The sequence below is a fragment of the Streptomyces sp. MMG1121 genome, from assembly GCF_001280015.1.
Taxonomy (GTDB): domain Bacteria; phylum Actinomycetota; class Actinomycetes; order Streptomycetales; family Streptomycetaceae; genus Streptomyces.
On record NZ_LGDV01000251.1, the window covers coordinates 194187 to 214717 of the forward strand.

Here is a 20531-nt window from a genome sequence, read left to right on the forward strand (position 1 = left end):
GGATGAACGTGGGTCCTGGCCGGGCCACGGCACTGTGCCGGAGCCCGCGGGACACGTCACGTCCGCGCGACGCACACCTGAAGCAGAAGATCACGCCCACCGCCCGGCGGTCCCCGCCGCCGGACCTCGCCGTACGCCCGCCGCGCCCAGCGCAGCAGGACGACGGCGGTCAGCGCGAAGGCGAGCGCGGTGAGCGGGGGGAGCGGGATGTCGGAGCGGGTGGTGGTGGCGAGGCACAGGTCGCCTCGCACGGATTCGGTGGGATGGGCGGCCGCTTTGCCATCCGCGGGATGGATGATCGCCACGCCGTCTGCGGTGACCGGAGTGGACGCAGCCGGCATGACGGCGGTGTGCGAGGCCGTCGTCGGGGACGTCGATCGCATGGCGGCCGTGTCCGCGACCATGACCGTCGACGTCGAACGCATGGCGGCCGTGTCCGCGACCAAGACCGTCGACGTCGAACGCATGGCGGTCGTGTCCGGCATGGTCCCGTGGCACCCGCCACCTGCCGCGGCCGGACCGCCGTGCATGAGGAACAGCCCGAGCAGCACCGCGACCAGCACGGAGGGACGCACCACTCGCCGGCGGGCGCCGGCTGTACGGGGGGCGGGCTGCGGGACGAGCACGGCACCACCCTAAGGGAGCCGCCGCTTCGCCGCGCGAGGCCACGTCGTCGTGGGCCCCGGCAGTGGCTGCGGCGGGCCCGCATCTCCAGGCCGCGACCGGCCGGGCAGCCCTCGTTCGGATCAGTCGGCCATGGGTCCGGGTGTGTCGTTGACTGATCCGCTGGGGGAGGCGGATGGAACCGTCACTCCCGGACCGGACACCCGAGCGGGGTGGTCGCCGCGGGGCGTCTACGACCGGCTGCGCATGCGGGCGTCGACGGCACACGGGAGATGATCTCGACCGCGCTCATGGCTGCCGGCCGCTGCCGGCCCCTGGCCTTCGTCCTCACCGCGGGCCAGGCCGGTGACGCACCCGCCCGACGCGAGGCCATGGCACGCCTGCGCGTTCCCCGTCGGTGTGGACGGCCCAGCACCAGGGCGGACCTCGTCCTGGCCGGAAAGGCGCGGCCCGGGTGCGCTGTGCGGAGATTCGGCCTGCGCATCGCCGAGCGGTCGAGGGAGTGCGCGGAACGTCGCGTCGTGCCCTGGGTGTTCGACAGCGACGGCTCCGTCGTCGGCACGATCACGCTCTCCGGACTGCTCTACGGGCCCTTTCGCAGCGCGTCCGTGGGGTACTGGGTGGCCGCCGACCGGCAGAGCCGGGGGCTGGCCGATGCGGCGGGAGAGCGTCTGCCGCACGGACCGCGACGTCATCGGCCTGCACCGCATCGAGGCCACCACGCTCCTCGACACCATCCCTTCGCGACGCGTGCTGAATCCCTTCGCGACGCGTGCTGAAGAAGAACGGGTTCGAGCCGATCGGCATGGCTCCGCGCTGTCCGCACATCAACGGGGAATGGCGGGATCACCGTGTGTCCCCGCGGATCCCGCACGACGGTCCGCCGCCGGACTGACCGCCGGGCGCCACGCCGGCGGTGACAGCCCCCGGGCCCGCCGCGGCGATGGTGACGGCAGCGGGGGCAACGGCCAGGCGCCGTAGTCCGGATGCCATGATGCCGGGCTCGTCCTCCCGGAAGCGGATCGGCGGAAGCCGGCGTTCGCGAGCGCGCAGTCCTGGCCGTGCTGCCGGGCAGGAACGGGCGGCACGGTGTCGCTGGAGGAGTGGACGCCGTTGCCGTGGCAGATTCAGGACGTTCGACTGCCGGGTGTGGGTGCACGACTCCACACAGTTCCACACACGCCATACACTCCAGACGAACCGACAGGCATCAGCGTGAAGGTGACGGGGGAAATGCCGAAACCACAACAGAAGAGCGCACCGGATCCGGGGAAGGCCGCGGATCTCGCCGAATTCATCGGCCTGCTGAGGGAGTTACGGATCTGGGCCGGACAGCCCTCGTACCGGACGCTGGCGAAGCGGGTCGGACCGCTGCTGCGCCCGCCGCGTGCCGTATCACCGTTCACCGTCGTGGACGCCTTCAAAGTCTCCCGCCGCCGTTTGGACCTGGACCTGGTGGTGGGGATCGTTCGGGCCCTGGGGCTGGACGAGGAGGAGGTCGACCGCTGGCGGAAGGCGTGCGTCAGAGTGCACGCCCAGGCCAAGACCGGCGGCCCGACCGGCGTGCTTCGCCAACTCCCGGCCGATCTGGCGACGTTCACCGGTCGTGAAAGGGAGCTGGACGAGCTGCTCGCAGCGGCTGCCCGACCCGGTGCCGACGGCGCGGCGGCGACGGTGGTGATCTCCGCGATCGAAGGGATGGCCGGGGTCGGCAAGACCCAGCTGGCAGTCCACGTCGCTCACCGGCTGGTGCGCGACGGCCGATACCAGGACGTGCAGCTGTACGTGAACCTGCGGGGCTTCGACCCCGAGGCGAAGCCCGTCGATCCGGCGGCGGTCCTGGATACCTTCCTGCGGCATCTGGAGGTGCCGGCCCAGCAGATCCCCGAAGGCCTGGACGAGCGCGCCGCGATGTTCCGCGACCGGATCGAGGGCAAGAGCGCGTTGATCATCCTGGACAACGCCACCGACGAGCAACAGGTACGGCCGCTGATCCCGTCCTGCTCGTCCTGCCTGGTGCTGATCACCAGCCGCCGCAGCCTGATCGAGCTCGACGACGCCGCCGTCACCCAGCTGAACGTGTTCGAACCCGCGGAGGCGATGTCGCTGCTCGCCCGGATCGCCGGCGCGGACCGGGTGGCGGCCGAGCCGGAGGCCGCCGCGGCGATCGCCGAGACCTGCGGTTACCTGCCGCTGGCGGTCGCGCTGGCCGCCGCCCGCCTGCGGTCCCGCCCTTCCTGGAGCCTGGCGTACCTGCTGAGCCGCCTGCGCAAACACGGCGTGGACGCGGTCAGCACACCAGGGCAGTCGCTCCAGCATGTCTTCGACCTGTCCTACGAGGGTCTGGACCCCCGGACACAGCGCCTGTTCCGGCTGCTGGCGCTGCACCCGGGGCAGGACTTCACCCCGCCGGCGGTTGCCGCCCTCGCCGAACTGGGCGAAGCCGAGGCCGAATTGCTGCTGGAACACCTGCAGGACGAGCATCTGGTCCAGCAGCAGACCTCCGGCCGCTACGCTCTGCACGACCTGCTGCACGCCTACGCCGCTGGACGCGCCCGGCAGGACCGGGACGAGGAACAGGTCGCCACCGAACGGGTCTTGACCTGGTTCCTGGCGTCTGTCGACGCCGCGGCCCAGCAGATCATGCCGGCGCGTTACGCGTTGCCGCTGGAGTCGGCCCCGATGGCCGCCGCTCCCGCGGGGTTCGACGGGAGCGCCGAGGCGATGGCCTGGTGCGACGAGGAGTACGCGAACCTGCTGGCCGCCGCCGAGCGAGCCGCGAAGGTACCGGGCAGCGACCTCGCCTGGCGGCTGGCGACGTCGATGTCCATGTTCCTCTTCCTTCGCTGCCGTTGGCAGGAGAGCCTGCGCGTTCATGAGGCGGGCCTGGAGTCAGCCTTGGCAACGCACCATCGGGCCGGGGAGGCGTGGGTACGCAACAACCTGGGAATGTGCCTGGCCGCGCTGGGCAAACCCGAGCTGGCGGCCCCTCAGCTGACCGTCGCCCTGGAGGTACGGCGCGAGCTCGGCGATGTGAGCGGTGAGGCGGCCGCTCTGAGCAACCTGTCCCGGGTCTTCGTCGAGTCAGGCGAGTTGGAGGCCGGACTCGACTGCTCGCTCCAGGCCCTGGACGCGGCTGTGCGCGCCGGCGACCGCAAGCGGGAAGGCACGGCGTTGAACAGCGTGGCCATCTGCCTGTGGGAGCTGAAGCGGCCACGGGAGGCCCTTGACTACCTGCGGCGGAAACTGGCCATGCACCGTGCGGACGGCGACCCGATCGGGCTGGGTCTGGCCCTGCACAACATCGCCGAATTCCACGAGACCCTCCACCAGTACGACGAGGCACTCAACGTACTCCGGGAAGCACTGGAGGTTGCCAGGGCCTCAGGTGACCTGCATGCCGAAGCCGGGGCGCTGTTCGGCATCGCCCGGTGCCTGTCCGCCACCGGGGAGCACCAGCAGGCCCGTGCGGACCTCGGAAGGGCGCTTGCCGTCTTCGAGAAACTGCGAGCACCCGAGGTCGACCAGGCGCGCGAACTGCTGGCGCGGCTGGGCACGTTGCCCCTGAAGGCAGATCTTCCGTGAGCCGCCGGCGCCGAGGCGCTTGCCCGCCTCCCCGCGCTACAGGGGCTTCGGTGTGAGATCGCGTGGGACAGCGAAGCCCCGCCGGGGATCTTGACTCCGACGGGGCTTCGTCGTGCGAGTGGGTTGCGAAGGCGTGCCGCGGCCGTCCCGCCGCCCCGACGGAGCGGCCGCTTCAAGGCGCCGGCGCCGCTGGTCGGCGGTGCACGTGCCCCCGATGTCCATGGAGCAAGCCCTCGCACATGCGGCTGCTCCGCACGTCACCCTTGGTGCGGTCCGAGGAGCCCTCCGACGACCGGCGCGCTCCCGAGCAGCCCGAACACCGGATTCAAGGGGCTACCGTCCGGGCCGGACGAGGGGATGGGAACGGACCTGACTGTCGGAGCTATGGCCTCCGCTGCCGATGTTCCGCACGGGGCGACGACTGTGATCGACAGGGCGGCAAGCGGCGGGACGACTGCATAACGCAGCCACGTGATCGTTCTCACCGGCCAAGCGTCTCGCAGCGACAGGGAAACGAAGCCGGGACACGCCCGGTTACTGTCTGATTTACGAAGAATACCCGCGCTGTAGCCGGGCCGGACGGCCACCCCCACGCCGCCCTGACGCGACGTCCATCCGCAACTCTTGACCCTTACTCGGGGGCCGACAAATCTGGCGACGGGCGGAGTCCGGGACGCGCTCAGAACGGGGGCAAGCGCGCAGACCAGCGGCGAAGATCGTGGAGGCCGACATGTGGTACGCCTCCCATCCGGCCATGACGGTCGAGGACACCACCAAGGCGCAGAAGGTCACGCAGGCGTTCTACGCGTTGCTGGACACCGCGTGCGGCTAGCAGCCATCTCGCGCCCCAGGCGCCTGTAGCCCCGCGCCCATGGGAGATTCCGGCTCACTCCTCGATGTCGGCGCCGACGAATGCGCGGTTGCCTGCACCTTCTCGATTCCGACCGGACCGGACGACAAAGGGGAGTTGTGCAGCGGGGAAGGTGCGTGCTGCCCGACGGGGAATCCGTTTCGTCGCTGGTGAATGACGAGCGGCGCGGCGAGGGACACGCTGTCGGAGAGCCAGCTCATGGGCGGCAAGGGGCACTGCGGGCCCGTGCCGACCGACCCCCGGACGCTACGGCTGCGGACCGCGGAGAGCTCGAACTGGTCCGGATTGTCCCTGGTCCGGGTTGTCTGGAGGGGGGAAGTTCCCTCCAGACAACCCGGCTTGTGGCTCTAGAAGAACCCAAGTTTCTTCGGGCTGTATGAAGTGAGAATGTTCTTCGTCTGCTGGTAGTGCTCCAGCATCATCTTGTGCGTCTCGCGGCCGATCCCGGACTGCTTGTAGCCGCCGAACGCCGCGTGCGCCGGGTAGGCGTGGTAGCAGTTGGTCCATACGCGGCCCGCCTGGATCGCGCGGCCCGCGCGGTACGCGGTGTTGGCGTCCCGGGTCCAGACGCCCGCGCCGAGCCCGTACAGCGTGTCGTTCGCGGTCTTGATCGCGTCGTCGAAGTCGTCGAAGGAGGCCACCGAGACGACCGGCCCGAAGATCTCCTCCTGGAAGATGCGCATGCGGTTGTCGCCCTCGAAGATGGTCGGCTGGACGTAGTAACCGCCCTTCAGTTCGCCGTCGTACTCGACGCGCTCGCCACCCGTGAGGACCTTCGCGCCCTCCTGCCGGCCGATGTCCAGGTAGGAAAGGATCTTCTCCAGCTGGTCGTTGGAGGCCTGGGCGCCGATCATCGTGTCGGTGTCGAGCGGGTGCCCCGGCTTGATCTGCTTGGTGCGGGCGACCGCCGCCTCGAGGAAGTCCGTGTAGTGGCCGCGCTGGATCAGCGCCCGGGACGGGCAGGTGCAGACCTCGCCCTGGTTGAGCGCGAACATGGTGAAGCCCTCTAGCGCCTTGTCGCGGAAGTCGTCGTCGTGTGCCCACACGTCGTCGAAGAAGATGTTCGGGGACTTGCCGCCGAGTTCGAGGGTGACGGGCTTGATGTTCTCGGAGGCGTACTGCATGATCAGCCGCCCCGTCGTGGTCTCCCCGGTGAACGCCACCTTCGCCACCCGCGGACTGGAGGCCAGCGGCTTGCCCGCCTCGACGCCGAAACCGTTGACGATGTTCAGCACGCCCGGCGGCAGCAGGTCCGCGATCAGGCTGACCCAGTAGTGGATGGAGGCCGGGGTCTGCTCGGCGGGCTTGAGGACGACCGCATTGCCCGCGGCCAGCGCCGGCGCGAGCTTCCAGGTGGCCATCAGGATCGGGAAGTTCCACGGGATGATCTGCGCGACGACCCCGAGTGGCTCGTGGAAGTGGTACGCCACCGTGTCCTCGTCGATCTCGCCGAGCGACCCCTCCTGCGCCCGGATCGCCCCCGCGAAGTAACGGAAGTGGTCGATCGCCAGCGGGATGTCGGCCGCCAGCGTCTCCCGGACCGGCTTGCCGTTCTCCCAGCTCTCGGCCACCGCGAGCGGCTCCAGATGGGCCGCCATACGGTCGGCGATCTTCAGCAGGATGTCGCTGCGCTCCGCCGCCGACGTACGGCCCCACGCGGGCGCGGCCTCGTGCGCCGCGTCCAGCGCCCGCTCGACGTCCTCGGCGGTGCCCCGCGCGATCTCGGTGAACGGCTGCCCGTTGACCGGCGACGGATTGTCGAAGTACTGCCCGCGCACCGGCGGCACGTACTCCCCGCCGATGAAGTGGTCGTAGCGCGCCTGGTAGGAGACGATCGCGCCCTCGGAGCCCGGCGCCGCGTAACGAGTCATCCTGGTCTGCCTCCCGGTGCAGCGCTGCCCGCCGTTGGGCAGCTGTCGGCGTGAGGCTAGGCGGGCGGACGTTGCAAGTACGTTGCACCGCTGCTCCGCCCCGGTCCCCGGCCGACCGCAGCCGTCAGCTCGGCCTCCAGCGCGGCGAGCCGGGCCCGGACCGGGGCCGTGGGCCGCGCCGCGGCGAGCGCCCGCCACACCGCCACGTCGTCCTCGCCCCAAGGTGCGTGCGCCCAGTCCGCCAGCAGGTCCGGATCACGGTGTGCGATCAGCGCCGCGCGCAGCCCGTCGGCGAGCCGCTCCCGCAGCCGTACGATCGCCGGCGCCTGCGAACCCGGAAGCAGTGGGCCGGTGTACGCCTCCGCCGCCGCCGTGAGCGCCCCCGCCTCCAGCCGCCGTTCGACGACGGTGACGTCCGACTCGACCGCGGCCGTGAGCCGGTACGGCCGCGAGGCGAGCAGGCCCGGGCCCGACAGCCTGCGCAGCCGCGCGAGTTCGGCACGCAGGGTCACCGGGGTCACCGACTCGTCCGCGTACAGCGCGCACAGCAGCTCGTCACCGCTCAGCCCCTCCGGATGCCGGGCCAGCAGCATGACTATCTCGCTGTGCCGACGGCTGAGCCGTGTGCGGCGGCCGTCCAGGACGAGTTCGGCCTCGTCCCGGCCCAGCGCGCTGAGCAACGCCGTGTCCCCGGGGCTCCGCGGCGGCGGCACCAGCAGCGCGAGCTGCGTCTCCGCGGCCCGCGCCACCGCCTGCACGAACCCGAGGCTGTGCGGATGCGCCAGCCCGTCACCGCCGGTGATGTCCACGGCGCCCAGCACCCGGCCGGTGCGCGGATCGTGGACCGGCGCCGCCGCGCAGGTCCACGGCTGGACCCGCCGTATGAAGTGCTCTGCGGCGAACACCTGCACCGGCCGGCCCACGGCGACCGCGGTGCCCGGCGCGTTGGTGCCGACCGCGGTCTCCGACCAGCGTGCTCCCGGCACGAAGTTCATCCCGTCCGCCCGGCGCCGGGTCGCCCGATGCCCCTCGACCCACAGCAGCCTGCCGTGCGCGTCGCACACCGCCAGCAGATGCTCGCCGTCGGCGGCGAAAGTGCCCATCAGTTCCCGGAACAGGGGCATCACCCTGGCCAGCGGGTGCTGCGCACGGTAGGCACCGAGGTCGCCGTCGGTCAGCTCCACGCTGGCGGTGCCGTCCGGCCCGACACCGGCCCGGGCGCTGCGCCGCCACGACTCCGCCACCACCGACCGCACCGGTCGCGGCACCGTACCCACGGTGGTGAACGTCTCGTGCGCCCGGCGCAGCGCACGGACTCGCTCGGCGGGGTCGGCCCCCGGCTCCAGGGCCACCCACGGATCGGTCAATTCAGCCTCCCCGGACGGTGAAAGAGCAGTGATGCGGCAGCGACCATCGTCACTCGCCGTGGTGGTGCGGACAACCTCTTCGGCATCGGTTCGACCGGTTCCGGCGGTGGCCCCTGGGGGCCGGCGGGTCCTGCCGCCGGTCGCTAGGCGAAGTTGACCAGGCGGATGTAGCGGACCCAGTCCCAGCTCGGCCCCGGATCGGTGTGGTCGGTGCCCGGCACCTGGTAGTGGCCGATGATGTGCTCCCGGTCCTTGGGGAGGCCGTACTTGTCGCAGATCGCCGCGGTGAGTCTGGCCGACTGCGCGTAGAGGGCGTTGGTGAAGTAGGCGGGCTGGTCCACCCACCCTTCGTGCTCGATGCCGATGCTGCGCGTGTTGTAGTCCCAGTTGCCCGCGTGCCAGGCGATGTCGGCCTCGTGCACGCACTGGGCGATATGCCCGTCCGCAGAGCGGACCAGATAGTGCGCGGACACCTTCTTCTGCGGGTTGGCGAAGATCGCCAGCGTATTCGGGTAGGTCTCCTGTGTGACGTGGATGATCACACGGTCGATCGCATAGCTGTCGGGCCGGTCGGACGAGGTGTAGTTGGAGCTGCTGGCCGGCTCCCACTCGGCGGGCGGATAGTCCACGGCCTCGTTCTGCGCTCCGGCCCGCGGATCCTCGGTCTGCGCGCCGGCGCGCGGATCCGGGAGCAGCACGTAGGGGACGGCGGCGAGCGCCGTGCCCTTCAGGAGCCGTCGCCGGCTGAGGCGCGACGAGGCCGGCCGGGCTGGTGGTGTTGGTTGTGATGATTCTTCCGGTTGTGCCGGGCCGGCCGGGTCCATGTCCATCGTCGGGTGCCTTTCAGGAGTCGTGGAGTGCGGGGCAGGAGCCGGGTGGAGACGTCGCAGGCGTCAGCTGCGCAGCGCTCGCGCGGTCTCCCGAAGCCGCGCGTGCATGCCGCGGTACGTCTCCCGCGCGGGCAGCCACTCCTTGCGGAGCTTCGCCACGCACGTGTAGTTCGTGTCGCACACGTTGGCCAACGGTGATTCGACCGCCTGGGTTGCGAATTGATACGCGTCCGGCTCACTGAACCCGTAGTCATGCGCCAGCCACCGCACCAGGTCGAGCTGCGATATCCGGAACGCGTCCTCCAGCGGGCGGGCCGAACCGGTCGAGATGATGTGGGTGTCGGACTCCAGCCGGGGCCAGGGGGTGGCGACGTCCTTGAGGAGCTCCACGATCACCACGGTGTTCATGGCGCACTCCACGGCCACCCCGCAGGTCTCGCCCTCGCCCTGGCGCGCGTGCCCGTCGCCGAGGCTGAGCAGCGCGCCCTCGACATTGACCCCCAGGTAGCAGGTGACACCCGCCCGCATCTCGGGCGTGTCCATGTTCCCGCCGTGCGCGTCAGGGACCAGGGCCGAGCGCACCTCCAGATTGGCGGGGGCCACGCCCACCGTGCCGTGCATCGGGTCCAGAGGCAGCTCCACCTCGATGTCACTGTCCCGCGCCTGGAACAGGGTGGTGCGCCGCGCACGGTCCAGCTGCCAGATCCAGACCCGCTCCGGCAGCGGGGGCTGGAGCGTGGCCGTGGTGTGCGTCGAGGTGAGCGCGCCGAACAGGGGGACCGTCGTCGACGCCGCCCAGTCGCGGGCCGGTTCGATCGACACGAAGTGCACGGCCACGGTGTCGCCGGGCTCCGCGCCCTCGACGTGGAAGGGGCCGGTCTGCGGATTGAGGAACGGAAACTCGCAGACTTCGGAGACGAGGTCCTTCTCGGAGCGCACCCGGCCGGCGAAGCAGTCCTCCGTGAACAGGTCGAGCACTGTGCCGGGCGCGATCCGCGCGACGGGCGCCGCTCCGCCGAACGTCCAGGCGTATTCGTCCGGTTCCGGGCGCACGGTGAGGATCCGGGGGTCGGTCATCGTGACGGTGGTCCCTTCTGGCAGGGGGTGGTCGTGGGAGCCGAGGGCCGACGGGGGGCTTCGGAGGACGCGGCTGGTCGGCGGCCCGGCCGGACGGGTCAGCCCGGCACGGTTCCGTCCTGCCGGTGGCCGGCCGGGTCGTACGGGTCGAGGTGCACCCGCGCGGTCTCGGATATCCGCTCGGGATGACGCCGTATCAGCAGGAGCAGTACGACCACGCCCGCCGCCATCCAGACGCCGACGACGGGGCCCGCGTAGGACACCGGGGCCGTCAGCTTGGTCACGAAGTCGAACACCGGCAGGCCGGCGGCCGTCAGCAGAGCCGGGACGAACGCCGCGATGCCCAGTACCGGGAACAGCAGATGCCGCACCGGCTTGAGCGCGGCCCGGCCGGCCCGCAGGAAGTAGCCCGCACAGGCGAGGTTCACGACGATGTAGACCCCGACGACGACCGTGACGATCAACGTGGCGAGGAGCAGGAACGCGGTCACGGGGTCGTAGGCGAAACCGAGTCCCAGCACCGCCCCGATCGCCACGACGCTCTGCACCGCGATACCGGCCACGGGGGAGCGGTGCCGAGGGTGGAGCGTGGCGAGCGCTCCGGGCAGGACACGGATGCGGGCCAGGGCGAAGGCCGTACGGGTCGAGACGTTGGCGCACGCGTTGGCGTTGGCGATCGTGGAGTTGATGATCGCCAGGAACACCAGCACCCAGAAGAAGCCGAACGACGCCCGGGTGACGCCCTCCCATGACGCCGCGCCCGACGCGCCGAACGCCGCGAAACGGTCCGGACCGATGTACACGGTCATCGCATAGGTCGTGATCACGTAGAAGAGGCCGATCCCCAGGGCCGCTCCGAGCACCGCGCGGTGCATGGTCCGCCGGGGCTCGCGCGTCTCCTCGGCGAGCGGTGCCGCCGCCTCGAACCCGGCGAACGCCAGCACCGTGTAGACGGAACCGGCGAACACGCCGCTGAACCCGGCGTGACCGTCGGCGGTGTGCGAAGTTCCGAACACCGTAAGGGTGTTGGCGCTGCCCGCCTCGCCGATGAGCAGGACCGCGAAGACCAGGAAGACAAGGATCTCGAAGACGCCGAGGACGGAACCGAGGCGGGCCGACGCACGCACGCCGAGGTAACCGGCGACGGCTATCACGGCGGTACCCGCCAGGGACCAGGGCCACCACAGGTCGGCCGGATACGCGGACCATTCCTGGTGCAGTGTGCCGGCCGCGGTGAAACCCAGTTGCAACAGCAGCAGGGGCGGGATCAGCATCTCCACGAAGACGTAACCCCAGCCGACGAGGAAGCCGACGGCCGGGTGCAGCCCCCGTGCCGCATACGTGGCCACCGAGCCCGCCGCCGGTAACTCCCGGGCCAGCTCGGCCACGCACGACGCCGTGAACAGGCAGGCCACCAGCGCGATCAGCACCGCCAGCGGCAGGCTGCCGCCCGCGAAGGCGGCGCCGGACGGAATCGACGCGGCCACCGCGGCGGCCGGCGCCATCGCCGTGACGCTCTGGAACAGCACCTCGCGCAACCCGATGGCGTCGCGCCGCAGCTCTCCGGTCGTCTCCCCGCGCATGCCCGTCCCCCCGATGCCTGTCAGTCCGCTGCCACCCGACGTGTGTGAAGTGCCGTCATCTCGCAGGGCACTCCACGGTCCATGACGGCCCGTCGGCAGTGCCTCGCGTGCAATCACGGTACGGCGCGGGAGGGTTGGGCAGAAGGGTGTGCCGCGGTTCCGTGGACGATCCGCCGCCTGTGGAAAACTCGGCCACCCGATCGGGTGACTCAAGGCCCGCCGGGAGCCTGCCGGTACCGTCAGGAACGGTCCGCCACCACCGCCGGATCGTCCAGTACGGACCGGACGACCGAGTGCGCCGCACCCAGCAGGGGGCCCTGCGGACCCAGGCGGGACACGGACACCGGGCAGGGCGGGCCCGCCGTACGGCCCGTCAGCTCGGTCTCCAGGGGCGGCAGCAGCCAGGGAGAGAGGTCGGCCAGGGCGCCGCCCAGGACCACCGACTCGGGGTCGAGCAGGTTCACCGCCCCGGTCAGCGCGATGCCGAGCGCCGTGCCGGCGTCCCGCAGCGCCGCCCGTACGCGCTCGTCGCCCTCCTCGGCGCGCTCCGCGAGCAGACCCACCCTGTCCTCGCGCGGCTCCAGCCCCGCCGCGCGCAGCACCGCGTCCTCGCCCGCGTACTGCTCGAGGCAGCCGCGGCCGCCGCACGGGCAGGGCGGCCCGTCCGGCCGTACGGGCACATGGCCCAGCTCGCCCGCGAAGCCCTGGGTACCGCGCAGCAGAGCGCCGTCCACGACGACCGCGGCACCGATGCCGATCTCCGCCGACACATGCAGGAAGTCACGCGGGGTGCCGTCGCCGAGCCACAACTCGGCGAGAGCGCCGTAGTTGGCCTCGTTGCCCACGGTCAGCGGCCACTCGCCGGGCAGCAGGGCGCCGACATCGGTGTCGTGCCAGTCGAGGTTCGGTGCGCGGACGACCGTACGGCCGTCCCGTGCCACGAGCCCGGGGACGGCGACCGCGAGCCCCGCGGGCCACAGTTCGGCCCGCTCCGCCTCCGTGACGACCCGGCGCACCAGCTTCGTCAGCTCCTGTGCCACCACCTCGGGAGCCCGGCCCCGATTCGCCCCGCGCCGCACGGCCCGGGCGCGGACGGTGCCGCGCAGGTCGACCGCGCACACCGCGAGGTGGTCGACGCCGATCTCGGCCCCGATCCCCGCCGGACCACGGCCGCTCACCGCGAGGGCGGACCCGGGCCGGCCCACCCGGCCCGGCCGCTCCGGGCCCAGCTCCTCCAGCAGTCCCCAGCGGATCAGCTCGTCCACCAGCGTCGACACGGCCGCCCGGGTCAGCCCGATGCGCGAGGCGACCGCGGCCCGCGACAGCGAACCCTCGGCGCTGACGGCGTGCATCACGCGGGCCAGGTTGCGCCGGCGCATGCCCTGCTGGGTGTCCGGCAGGGCGCGGCCGGCGCCGGGTGGGCGGGCCTCGTGCAGCGGTGCGGTCATGCCTGCGTCAATCCTCGGTCTCCGCCGCCCGGCTTCACGCGTGCGGCCTGCTGTCCGTCCCCCGCTCCAGCAGTGGGGCCGCGTCGGAGAGTACCCCGGTGATCCGCTCCATCCTCGCCCCGTCCCGCTCCACCGCGTCCAGCACCGGGCCCGCGGCCGTGTTCCAGCGGCGCGCCACCGCGGCCGGATCCTCGCCGGTGAGCAGCCCAGCAGCCTGTGCGGCGGCCCCGAGGGCGACCAGCTCCCGGGCCTCGGGCACCTGGACCGGCCGCCCCGACAGCCGCCGTACCGTCTCCTGCCAGGCCCTCCCCCGGGCACCGCCGCCGATCAGCAGGAGTGGGGTGCTGCGGTCCGCGTCCTCGTCCAGGACCAGGTCGAGGGCGCCCAGCAGCGCGTGCACGGCGCCGTCGTAGGCGGCCTGGAGCACCTGCCCCCCGGTCGTGTCATGGCGCAGCCCGTGCAGCAGCCCGGAGGCGTGCGGCAGGTTCGGGGTGCGCTCGCCGTCCAGATACGGCAGAAGGGTCAGGGAGCCGCCCGGCTCCACCGCCTCGCGGTCCCGGCCCAGCAGCGCCGCGACGCGATCCACGGCGAGCGTGCAGTTCAGGGTGCAGGCCAGCGGCAGCCAGTCCCCGTGCGCGTCGGCGAAGCCCGCCACCGTCCCGGTCGGATCGGCCGGGCGGCGCCGCGAGACGGCGTACACCGTGCCGGACGTGCCGAGGCTGAGCACCGGGGTGCCCGGCCGCAGACCGAGGCCCAGCGCTGCCGCCGCGTTGTCGCCGCTGCCCGGGGCGACCAGCGTGCCCTTGGAGAACGGCAGGTCGTGGCTGTCGCGCACGGTGCCGGCCACCTCGCCCGGCCGCACCACCCGGGGCAGCAGTGCCGGATCCAGACCGACGTGCGCGAGGGTCTCCGCGTCGTACGTTTCCGTCCCGGACGCCCACCAGCCGGTGCCCGAGGCATCGCCGCGGTCGGTCGTGCCGTCCCCCGTCAGCCGCTCGGTGAGGTAGTCGTGGGGGAGCCGTACCGCCCTTGTCGCGCGGACCGCCTCCGGCTCGTGCTCGGCCAGCCACGCCCACTTCGTGACGGTGAACGACGCGCCGGGCACGCTGCCGGTGCGCTCCGCCCAGGCCTTCGGGCCGCCCAGCTCCTCCACCAGCCGGCGGGCCTGTGGTGCCGAGCGGACGTCGTTCCACAGCAGCGCGGGACGCACCGGCTCACCCCGTTCGCCGAGGGTGACCAGGCCGTGCTGCTGTCCGCCGATCGACACGGCCGCCGCCTCGTGCGCCGCGTCACCGCACTGGCGCAACGCCGCACACAGGGCGTCCCACCACTGACGCGGATCACTCTCCCGGCCCGCGCCCGAGGACACGGTGTGCGGCGCCTGGCCGCTCGCCACCACCTGCCCGGTCGACGCGTCGACGACCAGCGCCTTCGTGGACTGCGTGGATGTGTCCACGCCGACGACGAGTGGACCCTCGGCTGCTGACATCGGGCTCTCCTCTTCCGCGGCTCTGCGGTATCTGCATCTTGTCTCTTCCCAGAGGTGCGTGCGCATACTAATTTGTAAACGGCCATGACGAAATAGTCGTAACGCAGCAAGGGAGCCGCGGCATGAGCTACCAGCCCACCCCCGAGGACAGGTTCACCTTCGGCCTGTGGACCGTCGGCTGGCAGGGAAGGGACCCGTTCGGCGACGCGACCCGCCGCGCCCTCGACCCGGTCGAGACGGTCCAGCGCCTGGCCGAGCTGGGTGCCCACGGGGTGACCTTCCACGACGACGACCTGATCCCCTTCGGCGCCTCGGACACCGAGCGCGAGTCACACATCAAGCGATTCCGCCAGGCCCTCGACGCGACCGGCATGGCCGTCCCGATGGCCACGACGAACCTCTTCACGCACCCCGTCTTCAAGGACGGCGCGTTCACCGCCAACGACCGCGACGTGCGGCGCTACGCGCTGCGCAAGACCATCCGCAACATCGACCTCGCCGTCGAACTGGGCGCCGGGACCTACGTCGCCTGGGGCGGGCGCGAGGGCGCCGAGTCCGGCGCCGCCAAGGACGTGCGCGCGGCCCTGGACCGCATGAAGGAGGCGTTCGACCTCCTCGGTGAGTACGTCACCGCCCAGGGGTACGAGATCCGCTTCGCCATCGAGCCCAAGCCGAACGAGCCCCGCGGCGACATCCTGCTGCCCACCGTCGGGCACGCGCTGGCCTTCATCGAACGCCTGGAGCGTCCCGAACTGTACGGCGTCAACCCGGAGGTCGGGCACGAGCAGATGGCCGGCCTGAACTTCCCGCACGGCATCGCACAGGCCCTGTGGGCGGGCAAGCTGTTCCACATCGACCTCAACGGCCAGTCCGGCATCAAGTACGACCAGGACCTGCGGTTCGGCGCCGGCGATCTGCGGGCGGCGTTCTGGCTGGTCGACCTGTTGGAGAGCGCCGGCTACGCGGGGCCGCGGCACTTCGACTTCAAGCCGCCGCGGACCGAGGACCTCGACGGCGTGTGGGCGTCGGCGGCCGGCTGCATGCGCAACTACCTCATCCTGAAGGAGCGTTCGGCCGCCTTCCGGGCCGACCCGGAGGTCCAGGAGGCGCTGCGAGCCTCGCGCCTGGACGAGCTGGCACAGCCGACCGCGGCAGACGGCCTTCAGGCCCTGCTCGCCGACCGCGCGGCCTTCGAGGACTTCGACGTGGAGGCGGCGGCCGCTCGCGGCATGGCCTTCGAGCGGCTCGACCAGCTGGCGATGGACCACCTGCTCGGGACGCGTGGCTGAACGCGCCCCACGCGCGCGTGTACTGACCAGGGGATGAGGAAAGGCCGGGGAGAGCGACCGGAACGCGCCCCGTCCTTTGCTCCCCTTGCGGCCCGCCGGGCAGATGTCTGCCGATGCCACCCAGCCTCACCTCGCGGTCGTCGGTCACGCTTCCGGGCAGTGGCGCGTTGCCGAACGCCCCGAGCGGGACCTCGCCGAGCGTCGCTGTACGGACACACGGGCCTCGCCGGACGGCGCCGCAAACGGCCGTCCTGGCAGCCACCAGGGCGGCGGCCAGGGCCAGCGGCGGCGATTGCGGTCAGTCAGAATTCCCTGCCGGACTCTGCCTTCGGGCCGAGCCGTGCCACGGCCAGAGCGGTTGCCGGGTCGTCGTCCGGCCCGCCTGCCGGGATCCAGCGGCCGCTCTCGTCGCGGTACGGCCACCAGCGGCCGTCGCCGTCCAGACGCAGCTGTACCCCTTCGGCGGGCACGGTCCACCGGTTGCCGCTCCGGTGGAACGACGGCTCCTCGTCCGCCTCCCAGGCCGCTTCCAGCGCCCCACGCGCGCGTGCAAGCGCCACGCCCTCCACCGACCACTCCTCGTCCAGGACGACCAAGGCCGCCGCACCCCCGGCGTGCCAGGCCCGGACAGCGGCCGTCAAGCCTTCGCGACCGCGCCCCGATCCGTCGGCGAGCCGCTCGGTGATGCCGTCGGCAGGGGCTTCGCAGGCAAGGCGTACGGCGTCCTGCGCGGCCGTCGCCGTGGTGCCGTCCCGTGCGTCGCCGCGGAGCACCTCTGCCAGTAGCCGGTACGCCTCAACGGCCGTGCGGCCCGCCAGGTGCTCCAGCGCCACCGGATCGACCCCGGGCGCCGGTGCCGTCCCGGTGTCGAGAGACGGTGGAGCGCCGGGTGCAGACGGAAGCCCGGGCAACTCGGGCAGCGGGGGCAGGATGTCCCCGGCCGCCCACGCCTCGGTCGCGTCCACGCCCTCCGGCTCGGGCGCGGCGAGTTCCGCCCGGGGCGCGGTACCGCGCACCTGCAGTTCCGTCAGAAACACAGCCCTCTCCCGCCCCCGCAGCAGCAGAAGCAGAAACGGATCTTCGTCCAGCAGTCGCGCCACCTGGTGGCACAGGGCGGCGGTGTGCCCGCAGTGGTCCCACGTCCCGCAGTCGCACGCGGGCTCCAGATCGCCGAGGCCGGGGAGCAGCTCGATCCCGCTCACCGCGGCGTCCTCGACCAGGTGCGGCGGAAGCTCCCGGTCGAGCAGCGCAGCCATGTGTCCGGCCTGCTCCACGGCCACGTCCAGGAACCGCGCCCACTCCTCCTCGGACAGCTCCGGCACCAGGACATCGGCCCGATGGGCCGCGCCAGAGGGCTCCCGTACGACGGCGGTGACCCGGCCCGGCCGTACGGTCATCGCGCCCACGCCACCCGCGCGCGCGAGCCGGCGCCCCGCCTTGACCGCCGCGTCGTCCAGGGCCGCGTCCTCCAGGGCCCGCAGCCATGCGCGCCCCCACCAACTCTGCGCAAATCCCCGCCCGCGCGCGGGCGGTTGCGCGGCGAACGTGCGCGCGGACGCGCCCGTGCGCTCGTCGTCGTAGCGGTTCATCGCGCCTCCCCGCGCAGTTCCACCAGTGCGGCCAGTTCCGCGTCGGTCAGCTCCGTCAGTGCGGTCTCGCCGGTGGTGAGCACCGCGTCCGCCAACTGCTGTTTGCGGCCGAGCATGTCCGCGATGCGGTCCTCCAGGGTGCCTTCGGCGATCAGTCGGTGCACCTGCACCGGGCGGGTCTGCCCGATGCGGTACGCGCGGTCGGTGGCCTGTGCCTCGACCGCCGGATTCCACCAGCGGTCGTAGTGCACGACGTGCTCGGCGCGGGTGAGGTTCAGGCCCGTCCCGGCGGCCTTCAAGGACAGCAGGAACACGGGTGCTTCACCGTCCTGGAAGCGCCGTACCAGCGCCTCGCGCGCGGTGACCGGGGTCCCGCCGTGCAGCAGCAGCGTGGGCACGCCGCGGGCCGCCAGATGTCGTCCGAGCAGGCGGGCCATGCGCACATACTGCGTGAAGACGAGGACGCCCGAACCCTGCGCGAGGATCGTGCCGAGGAGTTCGTCCAGCAGCTCCAGCTTTCCCGAGCGTCCCGCGAGCCGTGGAACGTCGGCCTCGTCGTCCTCCTTGAGGAACTGCGCCGGGTGGTTGCAGATCTGCTTCAGGCCGGTCAGCAACTGCACGATCAGACCCCGGCGGGCCATGGCGTCGGCTGCGGCGATCCGGTCCAGCGTCTCGCGGACCAACGCCTCGTACAGTCCCGCCTGTTCCGGCGTGAGGGCCACCGGGTGGTCGCTTTCGGTCTTGGGTGGCAGCTCGGGGGCGATGCCCGGGTCGGACTTGCGACGCCGCAGCAGGAACGGCCGCACGAGCTTCGCGAGCCGCCCCGCGGCGGCCGGGTCGAGGCCGCCCTCGACGGGCTGCGCGTATCGCGCGCGGAAGGCGCCGAGGCGGCCGAGCAGGCCGGGTGTCGTCCAGTCGAGGATCGCCCACAGTTCCGCGAGGTTGTTCTCCACCGGAGTGCCGGTGAGCGCCACGCGTGCGCGTGCGCCGATGGAGCGCAGCGCCCGCGCGGTCGCCGAGTAGGGGTTCTTCACATGCTGCGCCTCGTCGGCCACGACCAGGCCCCAGGGCACCCCGGCGAGCCGCTCCGTGTCCTGGCGCATCGTGCCGTATGTGGTCAGCACGAACTCCCCGGCCGCGACGGAGCCGAGAGCACGGCCGGCCCCGTGGAACCTGCGCACCGGCACACCGGGAGCGAACCGCTCGATCTCGCGCTGCCAGTTGCCCAGCAGAGAGGCGGGGCAGACGACGAGCGTGGGGCCGGCCGCCGAGGCTTCCGTCTGCCGGTGCAGATGCAGTGCGATCAGCGTGATCGTCTTGCCGAGTCCCATGTCGTCGGCCAGACAGCAGCCCAGACCGAGGGAGGTCATGCGGACCAGCCAGTCGAGACCGCGCAGTTGGTAGTCCCGCAGCGTGGCGGCCAGGTCCGGCGGCGGCCCGACGACCGGCGTCGGCTCGGTGTCCGTGAGCCGCTCCCGCAGCCTTTCCAGCCAACCCGTCGAACGCACGCCGACCTGCCGGCCGTCCACCTCCGCCGAGCCCGTCAGAGCGGCGGCCAGCGCCTCCACGGGAGCTACGGAGCGGTCCTGCCGGGTCCGGGCGCGGTCCGCCTGCCGTGGGTCGACCAGGGCCCACCCGTCGTGCAGCCGTACCAGGGGACGCTTGGCCTCCGCGAGCCGGTCCAGCTCCGACCGGGACAACTCCCGCCCGTCCAGCGCGAAACCCCAGGAGAACGCGACCGTGCCGTTCGCCGAGAGGAACGCCGAGGGAGCGGAGGCATCTCCTGGGGCAGCCGTGCCGGCGTCCGGCGGGCCGACGGTCGCGTGCAGGGTGAGGCCGTGCGACAGTTCCTTCGGCCAGTGCACGTCGACGCCCGCCGCGGCCAGCGCCTGAGCGCCCTCGCCCAGGAGTTCGGCGATCTCGTCGTCGGCGAGGTCCACGGCATCCGGTACGGCGGCGGCGAGCAGAGGCGTCAACGACGGCCAGGCGCGGGCCGCGCGGCGCAGCGCCAGCAGCACGTCGCCACGCGCGCGTGCGCCGAATGTCTCGTGCGCATGTCCGGCGTCGGCCCACAGGTCGGCGGCGCCCATGACGTCCGCCGCCCCGTTCGGACCGTGCACTTGCAGTACCGCACGGAATTGGGCGATGCCGCTGTCCTGCTCCGTGGCGGCCTCGAGACCGGAGACCTCCACACGCAGCGACAGCCGTACGCCCGCGTCGTGGCCGGCGGCGACGTCGTCCGCCCACGCGCGCAGTTCGGGCAAGGGCGTCGGCTCGGGCGCCGCGTACGTGGGGCCGCCGGTCACCCAAGGCGCCGCGGGAGAGCGCGGGAGTACGTCGGCGAGCGCGTCCAGGAACGCACGCAGCAGCCGCTCCGGATCGGGCAGCCGGGGAGGCTCCGTGCCCGTGAGCGGCACCGCGTGGGCCTCCGGGGGCATGGCGGCGGCGAGTTCGCGGACCAGCTCCGTGTCCCCCGCGGACAGCGGGCCCACCCGCCAGGCGTCGTGGTCGGCCGGGGAGAGCCCCGGCAGCAGCAGCCCGCGCGCGAGGAAGTGCAGGGCCAGTTCGCAGGCAGCGCCCCAGAAGCAGGCCGATTGGCGCCATTCCGGCAGCGCACGCGTGCGCGTGAGCAGCGGCAGGGCGCTGCGTACAGGCAGCAGGAGCGCGGGCGTACGGACCTGTTCCACGCCGCCGTCCGCTGCGGGCAGCACGAGGTCCAGCTCCGTTGCGGAGCCGTCGGCGACGGCGGGAGGGGCCTCACCGTCCCAGCGCCAGAGGGCGATCCGGCCTGCGCGGGCCGGATCGGACGGCAGGAACCCGACGCAGCATCGGGCCAGTGGGGACAGCTCGGAGGGTGGTGCCGTGGGGATGGTCAGCACAGCTCTGCCGCACTCCTCAAACTTGACTA

12 protein-coding genes are annotated in these 20531 nt (G+C 72.3%); 2 read left to right on the forward strand and 10 right to left on the reverse strand.

Annotation, left to right across the window (positions count from 1 at the left end; genetic code table 11):
• Positions 1–56 precede the first annotated feature (56 nt).
• Positions 57–626, reverse strand: coding sequence for a hypothetical protein (locus tag ADK64_RS39380; RefSeq protein ID WP_159046459.1), 570 nt, complete (start codon positions 624–626; stop codon positions 57–59).
• Between the two features lie 1231 nt (positions 627–1857).
• Between ADK64_RS39380 and ADK64_RS39385 the strand changes: the two genes are divergently transcribed.
• Positions 1858–4209 (forward strand): tetratricopeptide repeat protein, encoded by a 2352-nt coding sequence (locus ADK64_RS39385; RefSeq protein ID WP_053666909.1) that lies wholly within the window; start codon positions 1858–1860, stop codon positions 4207–4209.
• Positions 4210–5427: 1218 nt separating this feature from the next.
• On the opposite strand, the gene adh is transcribed toward ADK64_RS39385, so the two are convergent.
• From adh to xylB, 7 genes are all read right to left on the reverse strand, one after another.
• Entirely contained in the window at positions 5428–6951 is a 1524-nt protein-coding gene (gene adh / locus ADK64_RS39395; RefSeq protein WP_053666911.1) for an aldehyde dehydrogenase, read from the reverse strand.
• A gap of 56 nt (positions 6952–7007) precedes the next feature.
• A complete protein-coding gene (locus ADK64_RS39400; protein WP_053666912.1) occupies positions 7008–8318 on the reverse strand; it encodes a GAF domain-containing protein in 1311 nt (436 codons plus the stop codon).
• A 143-nt stretch (positions 8319–8461) separates the two neighbouring features.
• Positions 8462–9148, reverse strand: a complete 687-nt coding sequence (locus tag ADK64_RS39405; RefSeq protein WP_234384906.1) for an N-acetylmuramoyl-L-alanine amidase — start codon at positions 9146–9148, stop codon at positions 8462–8464.
• Positions 9149–9211: 63 nt separating this feature from the next.
• Positions 9212–10225, reverse strand: coding sequence for an acetamidase/formamidase family protein (locus ADK64_RS39410; protein ID WP_053666913.1), 1014 nt, complete (start codon positions 10223–10225; stop codon positions 9212–9214).
• Positions 10226–10323: 98 nt separating this feature from the next.
• Entirely contained in the window at positions 10324–11808 is a 1485-nt protein-coding gene (locus ADK64_RS39415) for an APC family permease (RefSeq protein WP_053666914.1), read from the reverse strand.
• Positions 11809–12047: 239 nt separating this feature from the next.
• Positions 12048–13256 (reverse strand): ROK family transcriptional regulator, encoded by a 1209-nt coding sequence (locus ADK64_RS39420; RefSeq protein WP_053666915.1) that lies wholly within the window; start codon positions 13254–13256, stop codon positions 12048–12050.
• A 34-nt stretch (positions 13257–13290) separates the two neighbouring features.
• The gene (gene xylB, locus ADK64_RS39425) at positions 13291–14745 is read right to left on the reverse strand and encodes a xylulokinase (protein ID WP_053666916.1); all 1455 of its coding nucleotides are present in this window, start codon (positions 14743–14745) and stop codon (positions 13291–13293) included.
• Positions 14746–14867: 122 nt separating this feature from the next.
• Between xylB and xylA the strand changes: the two genes are divergently transcribed.
• Positions 14868–16034, forward strand: coding sequence for a xylose isomerase (gene xylA, locus ADK64_RS39430; RefSeq protein WP_053666917.1), 1167 nt, complete (start codon positions 14868–14870; stop codon positions 16032–16034).
• Positions 16035–16336: 302 nt separating this feature from the next.
• Here the strand turns inward: xylA and ADK64_RS39435 are convergent, their stop codons facing one another.
• On the reverse strand, positions 16337–17623 hold the full coding sequence (locus ADK64_RS39435; protein ID WP_053666918.1) for an SWF or SNF family helicase: 1287 nt from the start codon (positions 17621–17623) through the stop codon (positions 16337–16339).
• Positions 17620–20502, reverse strand: coding sequence for a DEAD/DEAH box helicase (locus tag ADK64_RS39440; protein WP_053666919.1), 2883 nt, complete (start codon positions 20500–20502; stop codon positions 17620–17622). The genes ADK64_RS39435 and ADK64_RS39440 overlap by 4 nt, the downstream gene beginning before the upstream one ends.
• Positions 20503–20531: the final 29 nt, after the last annotated feature.

Excerpts from the sequence above, each read along its gene's own strand:
- ADK64_RS39410 (WP_053666913.1), bottom strand. The coding sequence starts at position 10,225 with ATGACCGACCCCCGGATCCTCACCGTGCGCCCGGAACCGGACGAATAC.
- ADK64_RS39405 (WP_234384906.1), bottom strand. The coding sequence starts at position 9,148 with ATGGACATGGACCCGGCCGGCCCGGCACAACCGGAAGAATCATCACAA.
- xylB (WP_053666916.1), bottom strand. The coding sequence starts at position 14,745 with ATGTCAGCAGCCGAGGGTCCACTCGTCGTCGGCGTGGACACATCCACG.
- ADK64_RS39435 (WP_053666918.1), bottom strand. The coding sequence starts at position 17,623 with ATGAACCGCTACGACGACGAGCGCACGGGCGCGTCCGCGCGCACGTTC.
- ADK64_RS39415 (WP_053666914.1), bottom strand. The coding sequence starts at position 11,808 with ATGCGCGGGGAGACGACCGGAGAGCTGCGGCGCGACGCCATCGGGTTG.
- adh (WP_053666911.1), bottom strand. The coding sequence starts at position 6,951 with ATGACTCGTTACGCGGCGCCGGGCTCCGAGGGCGCGATCGTCTCCTAC.
- ADK64_RS39385 (WP_053666909.1), top strand. The coding sequence starts at position 1,858 with ATGCCGAAACCACAACAGAAGAGCGCACCGGATCCGGGGAAGGCCGCG.
- xylA (WP_053666917.1), top strand. The coding sequence starts at position 14,868 with ATGAGCTACCAGCCCACCCCCGAGGACAGGTTCACCTTCGGCCTGTGG.
- ADK64_RS39420 (WP_053666915.1), bottom strand. The coding sequence starts at position 13,256 with ATGACCGCACCGCTGCACGAGGCCCGCCCACCCGGCGCCGGCCGCGCC.